General features: G+C 61.9%; 14 protein-coding genes and 1 pseudogene. 8 read left to right on the top strand and 7 right to left on the bottom strand.

The annotated features are described in order from the left end of the window. Positions 1 to 274 precede the first annotated feature (274 nt). Entirely contained in the window at positions 275 to 619 is a 345-nt protein-coding gene (locus G7016_RS06700) for a hypothetical protein (RefSeq protein WP_181112060.1), read from the bottom strand. Positions 620 to 701: 82 nt separating this feature from the next. Here G7016_RS06700 and G7016_RS06695 point away from each other — a divergent pair, with 82 nt between their 5' ends. After that, on the top strand, positions 702 to 1,697 hold the full coding sequence (locus tag G7016_RS06695) for a hypothetical protein (RefSeq protein WP_181112059.1): 996 nt from the start codon (positions 702 to 704) through the stop codon (positions 1,695 to 1,697). 226 nt (positions 1,698 to 1,923) lie between these two features. Here G7016_RS06695 and G7016_RS06690 read toward each other — a convergent pair whose 3' ends face one another. Together G7016_RS06690 and G7016_RS25505 are read right to left on the bottom strand one after the other, a co-directional pair. Next, positions 1,924 to 3,183 carry a type II toxin-antitoxin system HipA family toxin gene (locus tag G7016_RS06690; RefSeq protein ID WP_181112058.1) on the bottom strand — a complete coding sequence of 420 codons (1,260 nt, stop codon included), beginning with the start codon at positions 3,181 to 3,183 and terminating at the stop codon, positions 1,924 to 1,926. Beyond that, positions 3,173 to 3,364: a helix-turn-helix domain-containing protein gene (locus tag G7016_RS25505; RefSeq protein ID WP_375139222.1), complete on the bottom strand. Its 192-nt coding sequence runs from the start codon at positions 3,362 to 3,364 to the stop codon at positions 3,173 to 3,175. Before G7016_RS25505 ends, G7016_RS06690 begins: the two co-directional genes overlap by 11 nt. Positions 3,365 to 3,727: 363 nt before the next feature. Here G7016_RS25505 and G7016_RS06680 point away from each other — a divergent pair, with 363 nt between their 5' ends. Further along, positions 3,728 to 4,834, top strand: a complete 1,107-nt coding sequence (locus G7016_RS06680) for an SMP-30/gluconolactonase/LRE family protein (protein ID WP_181112056.1) — start codon at positions 3,728 to 3,730, stop codon at positions 4,832 to 4,834. A 9-nt stretch (positions 4,835 to 4,843) separates the two neighbouring features. On the opposite strand, the pseudogene G7016_RS06675 reads toward G7016_RS06680, so the two are convergent. Continuing rightward, positions 4,844 to 5,580: pseudogene (locus G7016_RS06675) on the bottom strand (SDR family oxidoreductase). Between the two features lie 184 nt (positions 5,581 to 5,764). On the opposite strand from G7016_RS06675, the gene G7016_RS06670 reads away from it, so the two are divergent. Continuing rightward, entirely contained in the window at positions 5,765 to 6,952 is a 1,188-nt protein-coding gene (locus G7016_RS06670) for an MFS transporter (protein ID WP_258195089.1), read from the top strand. 14 nt (positions 6,953 to 6,966) lie between these two features. On the opposite strand, the gene G7016_RS06665 is transcribed toward G7016_RS06670, so the two are convergent. Beyond that, positions 6,967 to 7,341, bottom strand: coding sequence for an AprI/Inh family metalloprotease inhibitor (locus G7016_RS06665; protein WP_181112055.1), 375 nt, complete (start codon positions 7,339 to 7,341; stop codon positions 6,967 to 6,969). After that, a complete protein-coding gene (locus tag G7016_RS06660) occupies positions 7,334 to 8,746 on the bottom strand; it encodes a serralysin family metalloprotease (RefSeq protein ID WP_181112054.1) in 1,413 nt (470 codons plus the stop codon). The genes G7016_RS06665 and G7016_RS06660 overlap by 8 nt, the downstream gene beginning before the upstream one ends. Positions 8,747 to 8,954: 208 nt before the next feature. On the opposite strand from G7016_RS06660, the gene G7016_RS06655 reads away from it, so the two are divergent. Further along, a complete protein-coding gene (locus G7016_RS06655; RefSeq protein WP_181112053.1) occupies positions 8,955 to 9,404 on the top strand; it encodes an acyl-CoA thioesterase in 450 nt (149 codons plus the stop codon). On the opposite strand, the gene G7016_RS06650 is transcribed toward G7016_RS06655, so the two are convergent. Continuing rightward, positions 9,395 to 10,858, bottom strand: a complete 1,464-nt coding sequence (locus tag G7016_RS06650) for an aminotransferase-like domain-containing protein (protein WP_181112052.1) — start codon at positions 10,856 to 10,858, stop codon at positions 9,395 to 9,397. The genes G7016_RS06655 and G7016_RS06650 overlap by 10 nt on opposite strands. A gap of 483 nt (positions 10,859 to 11,341) precedes the next feature. Between G7016_RS06650 and G7016_RS06645 the strand changes: the two genes are divergently transcribed. The 4 genes from G7016_RS06645 to G7016_RS06630 all read left to right on the top strand — a co-directional run bounded on the left by G7016_RS06645 (position 11,342) and on the right by G7016_RS06630 (position 15,819). Then, complete coding sequence (locus G7016_RS06645) at positions 11,342 to 11,671, top strand: hypothetical protein (RefSeq protein WP_181112051.1); 330 nt, start codon at positions 11,342 to 11,344, stop codon at positions 11,669 to 11,671. A gap of 131 nt (positions 11,672 to 11,802) precedes the next feature. Next, positions 11,803 to 12,900: a tartrate dehydrogenase gene (locus G7016_RS06640; RefSeq protein ID WP_181112050.1), complete on the top strand. Its 1,098-nt coding sequence runs from the start codon at positions 11,803 to 11,805 to the stop codon at positions 12,898 to 12,900. An 82-nt stretch (positions 12,901 to 12,982) separates the two neighbouring features. After that, positions 12,983 to 13,288 (top strand): DUF6482 family protein, encoded by a 306-nt coding sequence (locus G7016_RS06635; RefSeq protein ID WP_181112049.1) that lies wholly within the window; start codon positions 12,983 to 12,985, stop codon positions 13,286 to 13,288. A gap of 20 nt (positions 13,289 to 13,308) precedes the next feature. Then, a complete protein-coding gene (locus G7016_RS06630; protein WP_181112048.1) occupies positions 13,309 to 15,819 on the top strand; it encodes an ATP-binding protein in 2,511 nt (836 codons plus the stop codon). Positions 15,820 to 15,868: the final 49 nt, after the last annotated feature.

Below are 15,868 nucleotides of genomic sequence, written 5' to 3'. Positions count from 1 at the left end.
CGGTGCAGGAGGAGCTGCATCGGATCAAAGCGTACCTCTGCTCACAGGCGTGCGATGAGGGGCTGCGCCATGAACGCCTGAAGCTTCTCGACGCCTTGTGCCGCACGGTTGCGTGCCTGGCGCAAGAGGTGGAACACGTATGCGGGTCGCAAGGCCAGCCTGCGCCCTGCGCGCCATACCCGCCGTTTCCACCCTTCCCGCCCTATCCTCCGTACCCACCCTACGCACCTTATCCGCCCTATCCGCCCGCACAAGCCAGCTGCGCGCCGCCGACTTACCCCTGCTCGCCAACATCGTCGAGCAGCAGCTCGCCCAGCCGACCACAGCCTCCCTCCAGCAGCAGCTCATCGAGCAGTAGCTCTTCACGGCCAAGCAGTAGTTCTTCGTCCGGCAGCTCATTGCCATCGAGCAGCAGCGTGTCCTCCAGCAGCAGGTCGTCGCTGCCCAGCAGCAGTTCATCCTCGAGCAGTTCGCCGCCGCCCAGCAGCAGTTCGTCGTCGAGCAGCAGCGTGCCGTCCAGCTCCAGCAGTAGCTCCAGTGAAAGCTCGTCCAGCGAAAGCTCCGGCAGCTCAAGCAGCAGCTCCAGCTCCAGTTCGGCGCCTGCGCTGCGCCGGGTCATCCTGGCCAGCGCCAGCAATGCCGGGCATTACATCAACAACTTTATCGCCCGGGAAAAGAACGCGCTCAATGTGCTCGGCCTGATGCTTAAAGGCATCTGGGATTTCGACAGCGAAATCAGCCAAACCCCCGACCCTGCCAACCCCACACAATTCGTGACCGACACCAACGCCTTCCCGGTCGCGCCGCCCGGTGTGGGGAAGCGGGCGTACTATCAAAGCGCATCCTTCAGCCTGGGCGATGAAACCGTCATCGTACGTGGGCCCCGGGCCCGCTGGGTCAACTACACGCCGGCCACTACGCTCGCGGAAGTGCCGCCGCTGCCCCCGTTCGCGACCAATAGCGCCGTAGGCGGGGCCAGTGGGAACAACAACAAAGATGCGGTGGGCTCGGTTAATTTCCTGCACCACCTGATACGCGATTTCATGTTCCTGGATGCCGCACGCAGTGACGATGCCACCCAGGGCGGTACGGAAGCGGCCGTTTCTCAGGCCACGCGGCAATTCACGGCGGTGCGTAACGACACCGCATTGCAAGCGCCTACCCCGCAGCCACGCGCGAGGTACACACGGGGGACGGGAACACATGCGTTCGAGAAACAGCTGTTGCTAAGCGCCGTGCCTGATGTAGAAGGCAATAACCTGCCGTTTGATCTTGGCGCCAGGCGTGTGAACTACTCGGCGTTACTCTATGAGCTGCAGGGCAACGGCGCAGCTGTAAGCCCCGACTGGTTCGGGGTCGCTGTGCCGCCGGGTTTGAAAAACTTCTCCAGCGTAGTGATCTACTTTCATCCCACGCCTTCGCAGGCGCTGTACGCTGACCAGGACTACCCTGCCAAGACCTCCAGCGGCCCCAACCGGGCGGACTGGAAAGAATTGTTCGGCTATGTAGATCGGCTCGGTGGCCAGCTGTCAGGCGCGGTGGACCAAAACCCTCTGTGCAGCCAACTGGTGATCTGCCCGTTCATGCGGCAGGCGGACGTGGGAACCGCCGGGCTACTGCCCGAGCAGTGGTACTTCATCGTGAGCGATATCTTGAACGACGTGCGAAGCCAGCGAGAGCTGGGTACATTGCCGTGAGCGGGCGCGCGGCGAATCGAGGGCAATAAAAAACCCGCCGTAGCCAAAGCCGGGGCGGGTTTTCATTCCAGACCATCCAACGTCCTGTTGGCGGCCTCCAAGGCCTCTGGTCGATCATCCTTGATACCCGGCACCTGTTCCGTGGCGCCGTTTGGATGTGTGTAGATTACGGCTATCGACGAGGCGGCAACAGAGGCGATTCTACCGCTGCGGTGTAAGCGATTGCCTACACAGTACGTGCGTGTTGGGCGAGGCGGTGTTGGGTGAGGACGGCCCGTTGTTCGATGAGCTCAACGATGCGGCCTACAACGGTATTACCCGCATGCGGGGCTGTGGTAGCCAGTTCTCTAGCCCGTCCAGGAAGCGTGCGGGCGATTTCCAATATGCGTTTTCGGGCCAATGCCCAACTGAATCCGGCCCCAGCTATGAATGCTTGCCAATGGCGAAGCTCCAATTCTGTGAATTTGTAGCGGCTACCTATCTTCATCGCCATTTTAGAACTGAGCACGGGATAGATCGCCGTGGAAAGAGCATCGTACAGAGGCGCCAACACCCAGCCCCGAGGGCTGAGCAATAACGAAAAATTCTTGGCGTGCGCATCGTGATTGCCAATCAATGCATTGAACACGGCGTAATCCATGAGTCTCAATACGCTAGGTGCGCTTGGCCGGGCTGCCTGCCTGAGTATGTCAAAGCATGCGGCAAAGCCTGGCCCGCCCTCGTTCTGGTATTTCATCTCCGGCACAATCCCTAGTGCCTGACAGAAGTCCTCCTGCTGAAGACGGGTAAGCTGCTGCCAGTCCGGACCCGCGCGGTCATAACGCGTCACCAGCAAAAACTTTTGGCCTGAGGCCTCCTGGATCTGAGTATCCGCTACCAACCAACCCATGGCCCTCGCCAGCGACATGCAGAAGTGCTCGTTAGCGACACTGTCTTCCACAGCTTCGATCGCCGGCTTGATGATATGCGTGCTGGGTTGAGAGCCCAGCGGCAGCCCGATGCGCTGACCGTCGAATACCACGGGAAGTTTGTCCTGAGCGCCAGCCAGAGATAAGCGCAGGCCTTCTTCACCCGCCAACATGGGCCGCATGGGCAACTGGGCGAGCACGGCAGACAGGCCCTTTTCATCCAGCCATCGCACGTGTCTTCTGGACGTCTCAGGCAACTGGCCGGAAGGTAGCAATGTCAGCGCGCCGGCACAGTCTCCACCGATGCGGTCGAGTAGCGCGAAGTCGTTTTGCCGAGACACCTGTAATTGCCGAGCGAGCATCAACCTGGCGTGCCCTTCAGGTAGCAGGCCTGCAAAGAAAGCGCGGGCAATAGTGTCCGGAAATGAAGCGTTTTGTAGCGGCAGTATGTTCGACACCGCATGGGCACCTGGCCTTGCGAGCCATTGGGCGTCATATTTGAAATTCATCCGGCCGCCCGCGAGATAAAGGGTTCCTACGCAGGCCTCGCCAAGCCACACGTTGAGCTCATGAGCCATATACAGGCCCCTCTGGCCCAAACGGGGGCAGCTGATGTTGCCCGGTCAGTTCAAGCTGCAAACCCAGTACTTCAATAACCCTCAGCACATGACCGAGGCGTACGGTGGATTTGCCGCTTTCAAGGTCTACCACGAAGCGCAACCCGACTCCGGCTGCCATCGCGAGCGCCTCCTGAGTCATACCCAAGGTCTTGCGCTCAACCCTTATGGCGGTGCCTAGCTGCTCGGTCGTATCAAACGCTGTCATGGCCACCTCAATATTCCCGATCGGGAATATACCGCCCAAAGAAGGTGCTGATCAATGCATTATGTTCCCGATCGGGAACATTTGCAGATAATTGCATCGAATACCCGATAATATTCCCGATCGGGAATATTGCGTCGAGCAAGGTCATCCCATTGCTAATGCTCTGTATGACATCCTATGACTATCCCGTGCTAACCTCCGACCGCAGCGTTCGCTTTCGCTAGCCCGTAAAGGCGTCTGGCAAGCGGCCCCGCACTCGCTTCGCACACAATAAAAACAATCGTAGGAGAATCGAAGATGGGTAACACCGAACAACTTGTGGGACAACCGGCTACCAACTCTCGGCGTTCGTTCCTCAAGCAATCAGCGGCACTGGCAACCATGGTCGCCGGCGTAACGGCGCTACCGCGTACGGGCTTGGCCGCCGAGCCCCTCAGCCAACGCTATCCTGACCCGCTGATCGAGGTCCTGGACGATAGCTTCATGAGCTATCGCGTGTTCAACGCAGGGGTGGAAAAACTTGCCACCGGCCTGCACTGGCCTGAAGGCCCGGTATGGTCCGGCGATGGTCGCTACCTGCTGTTCAGCGATGTGCCGAACAACCGCATCATGCGCTGGGACGAGATCAGCGACACCCTGGGTGTATACCGTTACAACTCCAATTTCTCTAACGGGCTGACCCGCGATCGCCAGGGCCGGTTGATCGTGTGCGAGGGTTCGACCACGTCCACGGAAGGCCGCCGCGTGACCCGCACCGAGCCCGACGGCAGCATCACCGTGCTGGCGGACGGGTTCGACGGCAAGCGGTTCAACTCGCCCAATGACGTGGTGGTGAAACGTGACGGCTCGATCTGGTTTACCGACCCGCCCTTCCAGACCGGCAACAACTACGAAGGCCACAAGATCACCCCGGAGCTGCCAGATGCGGTGTACCGCATCGACGGCCAAACCCTGAAGATCACCCGGGTGATCGAGAACTTCTCGGGGCCCAACGGGCTGTGCTTCTCGCCGGACGAAAAAACGCTCTACGTGGTCGAGGGGCGCGCCAAGCCCAACCGCCTGGTATGGGCTTACACCGTCAACGCGGACGGCACCCTGGGCGAGCGTCGCATGCACATCGAGGCCCTGGAGTTCGGCGCGCTGGACGGGATGAAATGCGACGAGGACGGCAACCTCTGGTGTGGCTGGGGCAGTTCTGGCGCCCGTGAAGCCAAGCCCGAGCAGCTCGATGGGGTGAGGGTGTTCAACCCGCAGGGCAAGGCGATCGGGCATATTCATCTGCCCGAACGCTGCCCTAACCTTTGCTTTGGTGGCGCCGCAGGTAACCGGCTGTTCATGACCAGCTCCCACTCCCTGTATGCGCTGTATGTAAACACCCGGGACGCCACCTTCAAGCAGGGCTGAACCGGGAGGTCAGTACGGGCTGGCCGTGGGGCGCACAATCAACTCACTGACGTCTACTTCGTCGGGCTGCTCCACGGCATAAGCAATGGCACGCGCGATAGCCTCTGCCGGGATCGCGACTTTGCGAAAGGCCTTCATTTCATCACGGCCGCCGGGGTCGGAAATGCTGTCGGCGAGTTCAGATTCGGTCACGCCAGGGGAGATAACCGTCACTCGAACGGCCGCACCTACCTCCTGACGCAGCCCTTCGGAAATCGCCCGCACAGCGAACTTGGTGGCGCAGTACACGGCTGCAGTGGGGCTGACCGCGTAGGCGCCGATGGAGGCAAGGTTGATGATCTGCCCGCTGCCTTGTTGCTGCATCCGCGGCAATACCGCCGCAATGCCGTGCAGTACACCGCGGACATTCACATCGATCATCCGGTCCCACTCATCGACCTTAGTGCATCGAGCCGCGACAAAGGCATTACCCCGGCATTGTTCACCAGCACGTCAATTCGGCCGAACGTGGCAACGGCGTGCTCCACGAATGCTTGCACCTGCTCGCGCTGGGTCACATCGAGGGCGCGATACGCCACCTCACCCCCGGCGGCCTTGATATCAGCGGCGAGGGTTTCAAGCCGATCGGTACGGCGCGCGCCCAATACCACGCGCGCACCTCGGCTGGCCAGCAGCCTGGCCGTTGCCTCGCCGATGCCGCTGCTGGCGCCTGTAATCGCTACAACCTTGCCTTGAATGTTCAGCATGCTGTTCCCTCCGTAATTGCCCTGAAGAATGGGCATGGAAGAAAGCCTACCTCCCACCGCCTGCCTTGAATTAGTCGATTCCTGCGGCAGGCTTGCCTTTTGCTGCCGGTAAAGCTGTTTCGAACGCTGAGGTTGAGCCGCTATCATCTGCGCCCTGATCGGTCAGCCCGCCTGCGAGGCCTCGTTGAACAGCTCTACATCCACTCCGTTGCCCATACCAAAGCCCGACACCCGCAAGATAATCGTGCTGGGCCTGTTGCAGATCCTGTCCTGGGGCGGGTCGTTCTACCTCCTCGGTGTACTTGCAGACCCCATTGCCGCAAGTACCGGCTGGTCGCATCAGGCGGTGCTGGCTGGCGCTTCCATCGGGCTTCTGGTCGCGGGTTTGCTGGCACCGTGGTGCGGCCGGCTGATTGCCAGGCTGGGCGGTCGCAGGGTGCTCGCCGGTCACGGTTTTTTTCTGGCGGCAGGCCTGGGTCTGTTGGCGGTTGCCCCCTCGCTTCCCCTTTACTGGTTGGGCTGGGTGATCATTGGCGTCGCTATGGCAGCGGGCCTTTACGACGCGCTGTTTACCTCCCTTGGCGCGACCTACGGGCTGGGCGCGCGGCCGGTGATCGTAGGCGTCACCTTGATTTCCGGCTTCTGCACCACAGTGATCTGGCCTCTTCTCGCTTTCATGGTGCATACCCTGGGCTGGCGGCTGACCTGTGGGGTGTACGCGATAGTGGCGCTGGTTACGTTGTACCCCTTGTACCGTTATGCCCTTACCGCGCCGCCGCCTCGTGTTGCCAACGCCAGGTCCACAACCGGTAACTCGCATGCCGTGCCGCCGACGATCTATTGGGCCATGACGGTATTGTTCGCCATCGCGGCGGCGCTCATGACCTGCTTGTCACTGGTGCTGATCACGGTGCTGCAGGCCCGCGGGCATAGCCTGGCTTCAGCCATTGCCTTGGGTGCGCTGATCGGTCCGGCCCAGGTGCTGTGCCGGGTGGTTGACCTGGTCGCCAAGCGCCAGGCGCCTCTGACGACCGCATTGCTGTCCAGCGGCTTTACCGCATTGGGCCTGTTGCTCGTGGACTTCGCGCCCGCTGCCGTTGCACTCGGGCTGGTCGCGTACGGCGCGGGCAATGGCCTGCGCGCAATCGTGAAGAGCACGCTGCCGCTGCTGGTGGTGCAACCGGAGGACTACGCCGTGGTCGCCGGGCGCATGGCCCGCCCGGCGCTGATTGCACAGGCACTGGCGCCCGTAGCCTGCGGGTATCTGTTGGCACACTGGGGCGCCGAAGCCATGATCGACCTGATGGTGATGCTCGCCCTGATCGCGTTCGGGTTGAGCCTGTGGCTGGCTCGGCTGATCAGCACGCGGTAGCCAGGCGTACCTCGTTACTGACGCTCCAGCCATAACACCTGCCCTTCCCGGCTGCGCCCGCGGAACCGGTCCGGGCCAATCGGCGTGAGCATCAGCAGCGTGCGACGTTCACGGCTGGCGAAGGTGATGCCGTCGGGTTTGCTGGCCCAGCTTGCGATCGTTTGAGCGCCCAGCCACTGACTTTCGCAGCGTTCGCCGTTGCTGTCGACCTGGCCGTTCTGGGTGAGGGTGAGGCGGCAGCCGCGCGCTGGCTGCCCCTCGGGAAACAACATCCAATCGCCGGCGACGGCCTGGGTGTTCGCAGGCGCCAGGCTGGTGGCAGCGGCAGGTAGCAGCGCACTGCCGACCATCACCGTGACCAGCAGTGCGCCCGTGCGTGCTTTAGACAAGAAAGTCACTGGTGTGGGCTTCGCCAAGGATCTTGATCACGAAATCCGCGCTGTGGTCCCCATTGAAGTCAATGGACAGGTTGGTGCCGTAGCTGGCATCACGAAGCACAGCGGCCCCGGCAGTGCCGTCCAGGGTTTTGGTGAAATGGATGGTGTCGGAGCCATTGGTAGGCAACCCCGACAGGTCGATACGGTCATGCCCGCTGACGAAATCCATCAGCCGATCCGCCGCGGCAGCCGAGGAGTCAGACACCTTGAAAAAAACAAAGCTATCGTCACCCGCCCCACCCCACAGCTTGTCCGCACCACCCTCGCCCGCGATCAAGTCGTTACCGGCATTGCCCTTCAACTCGTTGGCCACTTCATTGCCAATCAGGTAATCATTGCCCTTGCCACCGAAGGCTTTTTCCAGCGTCACGCCTTGGGCAATGGACACGTTGCCGATCAGGCCACCCACATCCGAGAAGCTCGTGTCGTGAAGGTCGATCTTCTGGTTCATGGTGTAGCCGGAGAAATCCAGGGTGTCGATACCGCCGCCATCCCACACGGAAAAGATCAGGGTGCTGGAAGAGGACGTGGCCGTTGACTCCGCGCGGTGGCTGTTGGAATGGAACCCATACACCGTACCGCCCGAACGGGTGTCTTCATTGGCGCCGTAAAGCAGTTGCATGGCGGCGATGTCGTCCATCAGCGGCGCCGAAGCATAGGCGTTATTGAAATCCTGCCCAGTGTTGTATTCGTCCCAGTAGCTCATCACGCTGTAGGCGCGCGAATCCTCGGCGTAGGCCGCATCGTCTTCGTAGCCAAGCACGCCGTTCCAGGCGTCGTAGTCGCCCGGGTGTGCGAGCCCCAGGCTATGGCCGATCTCGTGCACCAGGGTCTGGCCGCCATAGGTGTTGATGGCCGCCTTAGCGTTGTATTGATAGCTGTCGCTCACCCAATACCAGGACTGCCCATCCCGGCTGCCGCCGGTGGGGTAATAGGCGAATGCCGCCTCGCCGTAGGAAGTGGAATAACTGGCGAGGGACAGATGGCCTTCGCCCCCGCTCGCCGCCTGGGTAAAGGTCAGGTTCGCCACATCGGCCCAGGACTGCATCGCGAGCTTGGCCTGGGCTCGCTGTTGCGCGTTGAAGGCGATGAAATCCCCCAGGCTGCTGTCGAAGTCCGAGGGCTCCCGTTCGGTGAAACTGTAGGTCAGCGCGACCGTGCCGTTGCCGTTCGTGTCGGTGTAATGGTAGCCATAGCGGTCGATCTGGGCGGCCGCCTCGTCCACGGTGTAAGACGGGTGACCATCGATGTTACCCGTCCCGCGGTCGGAGGCATGGCGGTATTCGTCCAGGCGTTGGTAAGCCTTGCTGGGTTTGGACAGGTCGGTGGCGGCAGCGGCAAGCTCAAGGTCAGACATCTCGATAACCCTACTGTAATTATGGCGAGCGTGATCAGGCGCAGCCTGATGTATCCAAGCTGGCACATGTCTGGCATGGCCGCCATAACGCTGTTGGCAGACGCGACGAAAGGCGCCGCAGCGCCAGATGACGTTGCGGGCCCTGTTCCCTCGACGGCTGGCCGAGCGGTAAAACTGTGGCTACTCTCGAGCGAAAAAAGGATAGACCATGACTGCTCGCAGCACGCCCTTGCCTCGCGGCGCCTTTTCATACTGGCAACCGATTCAAACACGGTGGGCCGACAACGATTGCTACGGCCACGTGAACAACGTGGTGTATTACAACTGGTTCGATACCGCCGTGAACCGGTTTCTTCTGGAGCAAGCCCATATGAAACCGGGCGGCGATTGGCTAGGCCTGGTGGTGCATACCCACTGCGATTACTTCACGTCAGTGGCGTTCCCCCAGGCACTGGAGATCGGCCTGCGGGTGGCCAGCCAAGGCACCAGCAGTGTGCGCTACGAACTTGGAGTGTTTGCCTTGGACAGCCCTGTGGCAGCGGCGCAAGGGCAATTTGTGCATGTGTACGTAGAGGGGGCCAGCCGCCGGCCCCTGAGTACCTTACCCGCCTCATTGCGCGCCGCGCTGTTGCCGCTGAGCCTGGCCAATCAGGGCTGAGCTACAGGCTGAGTGCGCGCTATCGCGGGTTCGAGTTGCTCCGCAAGTAGTTCACCGAGGGTCTGCACCGCGGCTTCGCTGCGGGCATCCCATGGGTGGCCACAGTTAAGCCGTACACAATGGGTGAACCCCTGGGTGGCCGAAAAGATAGGCCCGGGCGCCAGGCTGATACCCATTGTTGCCGCTTGGCGAAACAGCCGTAAAGCATCCACCTCACGTGGGAACTCGAACCACAGGAAGTACCCGCCCTGGGGCTGTGTCACCCTGGTTTGGGCAGGGAAATACCGGGCCGCTGCCGCTAGCATGGCCCGCTGCTGGTCTTCCAGGCAGTGCCGCAGCTTGCGCAAGTGCCGGTCGTAGCCGCCGTACTGCAGATAGTCCGCAATGGCGGCCTGCGCAGGCACTGACGGTGAAATGGTGGTCATCAACTTGAGGCGCGACACCGCACCGGCGAAGCGACCGGCTGCGGCCCATCCCACCCGGTAGCCTGGCGCCAAGCTTTTGGAAAACGAGCCACAATGCATCACCCAGCCTTCACGATCGAAGCTTTTCACAGGCTTTGGCGGAACGGTCCCGAAGTAAAGTTCGGCGTACACATCATCCTCGATCAACGGCACCTCACGGCTGGCAAGCAGCGCGCACAGCCGCGCCTTGTCCGTATCATCGAGCGACGCGCCCAAAGGGTTCTGAAAGTTGCTCATTATCCAACAGGCCTTGATCGGCAGGCGGCCCAGCGTGGCTTCCAGGTGATCAAGGTCGATGCCATTGCCCGGGCGTACCGGTATTTCCACGGCCCGTAGCTTGAGCCGCTCCAGTACCTGCAAGGAGGCATAGAAGGCGGGTGACTCGATTGCCACCAGGTCGCCGGGCTGGGTCACGGCCTGCAGGCAGAGGTTGAGCGCCTCCATGGCCCCGTTGGTGATAACCAGCTCATCCTCGGCTGGCTGTACGCCGCTCAAGCGATACCGTTGGACGATATGCCGGGCCAGCTCGGGGTTGCCGGCGGTCATGTCCGCGATGATTGCGTGCGGTGACAAGCGTTGCACCGCCCGGCCCATGGACCGGCCGAGGCGCCCGAGCGGGAATAGCCCCGGTGCCGGAAAAGCCGAGCCGAACGGCACTGTGGCCGGGTCGCGCAAGGAGCCCAGTACGCTGAACACCAGTTCGCTGACTGCCACCTCCGTAGCGGCGCTGGGGGCAGATACGGCCGGGGCTTTTGCCAGCCGGGGGCGCCCTTGTGGCTGAACGTAATAACCGGAGCGTTCGCGGGCCTGTATCAGGCCTCGGTCCTCGAGCAGGTAGTACGCGCGAAACACCGTGGCTGGGCTTACGCCATACCGCTCACTGGCCTGCCGCACCGACGGCACCCGTTCGTGGGCCGCCAGCACGCCGGTACGAATCATGTCCGCGATTTGTTCTGCCAGCTGTTCATAGCGTTTGAGCTTGTGCGCCATCGGGTTTCTCCTTCGCCGGCAATCATCCCCACGGGCGCGGGAAATAACAACCATCCGGGGAGCCTCGATAGGCCTCGGCTACCGCTTCAAGGGCGGATTTGCTGAATTGTCAGACAATATGTAGTGCCTGAATATTTTCACTACAAAACCGTTGACGGCAGCATTTCCCCCTTGCATTATGCAGACGTCTCCCCGATCGGGAGAGCTGGTAAACGACTTTGTGCCTGTCCGGCAAGCCGCCGGGCTGTTCCTGATGTACCTGCCCACAAGGCAGATTGGCCGGAAAGCTGCTTCCCCGAACACCGGGTTGGCGCCTGGCGCGTTATCGAGAGACTTGTGGGTGAACCTGCCGTCATCCCCTTCCGCATCCCGATTGCGCCCTCGCCCATGCCCAGCGTTCAGGTGTAGTGCCCTCCTGTCATCGCTACATCAGGTTCATACCAACCTCCAGACAGACCAATGAGCGGTATAGGAACCATGACCATGAATCTGAACGACGAACCGACGATCGACCAACTGGCCCAATTGCTGGCTACCCGCAAGGACCGCAACGACAGCCATATCCTCTGGGTATGCGAAGCTGGCAACGTTCATGTCGAAGGCCTGGGCGCCCACGCCGAAGAGGCCCAGTTCGAGAGCCAGCGGCCGAGCATGCGCGCCCGGTTGCGCACTTACCGCCGGGGCCTGGGCTACGTCGGCAAAAAGGCCGCCGCTGACCGAGAGTTCGTGAGCCGGATGCTGCATACCCTCAAACACGAGTGGCAGGCCGCCCAGGGCGCTTCGGGCATTCATGTGATTGACCGCTACTACTGAGTGTGCGGCGCTCCCTGGCGCCCTCGCCACTTCGCCCGGCCATTGCGCGCCGGGCTTTCTTTTTGCGCATTCGCTGGTAGTGGTTCCCCGGAGGCGGCACAATGCCTGCAGCCATTGAAGGGAGCATCGGCATGAGCAAGTCACCTCACCGCATCGCCGTCATCGCAGGCGATGGCATCGGCACTGAAGTCATGCCTGAAGGCATCCGCGCATTGGATGCTGTCGCCGAGGTGTTCGACCTTCACTTTCAATGGGACCATTTCGATTTTGCCTGCGCCGACTATTACCTGGCGCACGGCAAAATGCTGCCGGACAACTGGTTCGAATTGCTCAAAGGCTACGACGCGCTGTACTTCGGCGCGGTGGGCTGGCCAGCGGTAGTGCCTGACCACGTTTCCCTGTGGGAATCCCTCCTGCAGTTCCGGCGGGGCTTCGATCAATACGTGAACCTGCGGCCGTGCCGGCTGATGCCGGGCGTACGCTCGCCCCTGGCTGGACGCAAGCCGGGCGATATCGACTTTTATGTGGTGCGGGAAAACACGGAGGGTGAGTATTCGAGTGTTGGCGGCCGCATGTTCCCCGGCACCGACCGCGAAATCGTGCTACAGGAAACCGTGATGACCCGGGTGGGTGTGGACCGGATCCTGCGCTTCGCCTTCGAGTTGGCCAATCGTCGACCTCGCCGCTCGCTGACGTCCGCCACCAAATCCAATGGCATCGCCATCACCATGCCCTACTGGGACGAACGGGTGAAGGCGATGCACGAAGCCTACCCGCAGGTAAAGGTGGACAGCTTCCATATCGATATCCTCGCCGCCCATTTCGTGCTGCACCCCGACTGGTTCGACGTGGTGGTGGCCAGCAACCTGTTCGGCGATATCCTTTCCGATCTGGGCCCGGCCTGTACCGGCACCATCGGCATAGCGCCTTCAGCGAACATCAACCCCGAACGCACCTTCCCCAGCCTGTTCGAACCCGTGCACGGCTCGGCTCCGGACATCGCCGGCAAAGGCATCGCCAACCCCATCGGGCAGATCTGGTGCGGCGCAATGATGCTCGAACACCTGGGGCACTTCGAGGCGGGCGCCGCGCTGGTACGGGCAATAGAGACGGTGCTGGCCGGCGGCCCGGACCAGTCGCCGCTCACCCCGGACCTGGGCGGCAGCGCCGGCACCCTGGCGCTGGGCACTGCCATCGCCGAGCAGGTTAAGCGCGCCGGCCGTGGCTGACGGTTTGCCTCGCGCAAGCGCCACTGAACTCGTGGCGCAGGCCCACCTCGAATGATGAAGACCCTGAATTGGAGGCAATCGCATGAAGGTTGAAGATCTCGCCAGCAAGGTAAAGGCAGGCCACATCCAGGAGCTGCGGCTGGTGTCCGTGGAAGGCGGCTCGTACACGCTCCACGCTCTGGTTGAGGGAACGTCTCAACGGGTGCTCAACGCGCAAGGCGAAACCCTTCATGTGGCATCGGTGGACCAGGCGCGCAAGTTGCTCGTAAACGTGCCGGATACTGTGCCGCTGTATCTGGTGCAGCCGGCGGTGTACGACGAAATGGTAGGCCAGGACAGCGGCCCCACCGATTCCAGGGAGCAGATCCCCCTACATAGCAGCCTCTGATACCTATGGACGTGCGCGCGGTGCAAGGAACACGCGACCAGTTGCTGGCGGAAAACGCCTCGCTGCGGGCTGAGCTCGAGAGCCTCAAAGGCGATGTATTTGACGCCAGTGACATCGGCTTCTGCATCATCGAAATGCATTTCGATGCGCAGGGCAAGGCAGACGACTATCGCTTTCTTACCGTTAACCGTGCATTCGCCCGACACACAGGCCTGGCCAATGCCGAAGGGCGCTGGATGCGCGATCTGGTGCCGGACCATGAAGATCATTGGTTCGAGGTCTATGGGCGTGTAGCCCTCACCGGCGAGCCGCTGCAGTTCGAGAACGACGCTACTGCCCTAGGCCGGTACTTCATGGTCCAGGCGGCGCGAATCGGCGACCCTGCCCTGCGCCGGGTTTCAGTATTGTTCACCGACATCACCAAGCGCCGGCTGGCCGAGCAGGCCCTGGCGGAAAGCGAACGACACTGGCGCGGCCTGTTCGAGCATTTCGATGAAGCCTTTGCGCTGGCCGAGGTAATCCGCGATGAAGAGGGCGAAGCGGTCGATTGGCGCTTCCTTGACGTGAACCCGGCCTGCTGCCGGTTGCTCGACCGCCCGGCCGATGCAGTCCGGGCACGTACGCTGCGCGAGCTGTTCCCGGGCCTCGCGCCGGGCTGGATTTCCGACGCGGCCCGTGTGGCTGAAAGCGGTCAGTCACGCCCTTTCATTCGGCCTCTGGATGATGTGCGCCGCTGGTACGAGGGGCGGTTGCATCCGCTACCTGGCGACCGTTTCATGGTGATTTTCCAGGATGTAAGTGAGCTACGTCGGGCCGCCCAGCGGCGCGAGGGTTTGCTGCACCTCAGTGACCGCCTGCGTACCATGGACTCGCCCGACGATATCGCAGGAGTTGCCGCAGAAATCCTCGGCAACGTGCTAGAGGCCGGCCGTGCCGGCTATTCCCTGATCGCTGCCACCTCGGGAATCATCGAAGTTCAGCGTGACTGGTCCAATGACGGCCGCGCTTCACTGGCAGGCCCTCATAACATCAGAGAACTGGGCAGCTACGTAGACGACCTGTTCGCCGGTAACGTGATTGCCGTCAGCGACGTACGGGCCGATTCTCGGGTGACGGCGCCGGAGCGTTTCGAGCAGTTCGAGGCCCGGGCATTTCTGAACGTACCCTTGATGGAAGGCGATAGGCTGGTGGCGCTGATGTTCGCTGACAGCCAACACCCCCGGCACTGGAGCTCGGAAGACATAGAGTTCACACGTGAGCTGGGAGAGCGCACCCGTACGGCGATCGAGCGGCGGCGCGCCGAGCACCAGTTGCAGGAGCTCAATGCACGGCTCGAACAGTTGGTAGCCGAGCGCACCCGCGAGCTGTTGCGCTCGGAAGAGCAGCTTCGGCAATCCCAGAAAATGGAAGCCGTGGGCCAGCTTACAGGCGGGATTGCCCATGACTTCAATAACCTGTTGACTGGAATCTCGGGCAGCCTTGAACTGTTGCAAAGCCGAATTCAACAGGGGCGCATCCAGGATCTGGATCGGTATATCAACGCCGCACAAGGCGCATCCCGCCGTGCCGCCGCCCTCACCCACCGGTTGCTTGCGTTCTCCCGCAGGCAGACCCTGGCGCCAAAGCCTACCCACGTGAACCGTCTGGTAAAAGGCATGGAGGAGCTGATTTCGCGCACGATGGGGCCCTCGGTGTCGATCATCAGCGACCTGAGCACTGACCTCTGGAGTGTGTTGATCGACCCGCACCAGTTGGAGAACGCGCTGCTCAACCTGTGCATCAACGCCCGCGACGCCATGCCTGACGGCGGTACGCTCACCATCAGCAGTCGCAACCGCACCATTGACGCGCTGGGTGCGCAAACATTCGACCTCACTGCGGGCGAATACGTGGCGCTCGCGGTGTCCGATACCGGTAGCGGAATGGCGCCTGAAGTAGCGGCCAAGGCGTTCGAGCCATTCTTCACCACCAAACCCATCGGCATGGGCACCGGGCTGGGGCTGTCGATGATCTATGGTTTTATCCGCCAATCCGGAGGCCAGGCCCGCATTCACTCCGAACCCGGGCGAGGCTGCGTGGTGACCCTTTACCTGCCGCGGCACCTGGGCGAAGTGCGCGAGCCTTCATTGGTGAAACCAGGAGCCCCGCCCCGTGCAGAGCTGGGCGAAACTGTATTGATCGTGGACGACGAGCCTACCGTGCGCATTATGGTCACCGAGGTGCTTGAAGACCTTGGCTACCATGCGATCGAGGCAGCGGATGGACGCGGCGGGCTGCAGATTCTCAACTCCGGGGTAAAGATCGACCTGTTGATTACCGATGTCGGCTTACCCGGTGGGATGAACGGGCGGCAAATGGCAGACGCCGCACGCGTTCACCGGCCCGACCTGAAGGTGTTGTTTATCACCGGGTACGCCGAATCGAGCGTGTTCGAAAACGGCGATGCCCAGGACGGCATGCATGTGCTGACCAAGCCGTTCTCGGTGGACAGCCTGGCCAGGCGAGTGCGCGGGTTAATCGAGCAGCGATGATTCCAGGCGGTTCGGGGGCTTTCGCCCCCTCCTGCATCGGTGATACGCC

The sequence above is a fragment of the Pseudomonas japonica genome (assembly GCF_013522925.1).
Classification (GTDB): Bacteria; Pseudomonadota; Gammaproteobacteria; order Pseudomonadales; family Pseudomonadaceae; genus Aquipseudomonas; species Aquipseudomonas japonica_A.
Note: the sequence above shows the minus strand (reverse complement) of the source record. Positions and strands in the feature narration are given on the sequence as shown.

Excerpts from the sequence above, each read along its gene's own strand:
- G7016_RS06700 (WP_181112060.1), bottom strand. The coding sequence starts at position 619 with ATGACCCGGCGCAGCGCAGGCGCCGAACTGGAGCTGGAGCTGCTGCTT.
- G7016_RS06695 (WP_181112059.1), top strand. The coding sequence starts at position 702 with ATGCTTAAAGGCATCTGGGATTTCGACAGCGAAATCAGCCAAACCCCC.
- G7016_RS06690 (WP_181112058.1), bottom strand. The coding sequence starts at position 3,183 with ATGGCTCATGAGCTCAACGTGTGGCTTGGCGAGGCCTGCGTAGGAACC.
- G7016_RS25505 (WP_375139222.1), bottom strand. The coding sequence starts at position 3,364 with ATGACTCAGGAGGCGCTCGCGATGGCAGCCGGAGTCGGGTTGCGCTTC.
- G7016_RS06680 (WP_181112056.1), top strand. The coding sequence starts at position 3,728 with ATGGGTAACACCGAACAACTTGTGGGACAACCGGCTACCAACTCTCGG.
- G7016_RS06660 (WP_181112054.1), bottom strand. The coding sequence starts at position 8,746 with ATGTCTGACCTTGAGCTTGCCGCTGCCGCCACCGACCTGTCCAAACCC.
- G7016_RS06655 (WP_181112053.1), top strand. The coding sequence starts at position 8,955 with ATGACTGCTCGCAGCACGCCCTTGCCTCGCGGCGCCTTTTCATACTGG.
- G7016_RS06650 (WP_181112052.1), bottom strand. The coding sequence starts at position 10,858 with ATGGCGCACAAGCTCAAACGCTATGAACAGCTGGCAGAACAAATCGCG.
- G7016_RS06645 (WP_181112051.1), top strand. The coding sequence starts at position 11,342 with ATGAATCTGAACGACGAACCGACGATCGACCAACTGGCCCAATTGCTG.
- G7016_RS06640 (WP_181112050.1), top strand. The coding sequence starts at position 11,803 with ATGAGCAAGTCACCTCACCGCATCGCCGTCATCGCAGGCGATGGCATC.
- G7016_RS06635 (WP_181112049.1), top strand. The coding sequence starts at position 12,983 with ATGAAGGTTGAAGATCTCGCCAGCAAGGTAAAGGCAGGCCACATCCAG.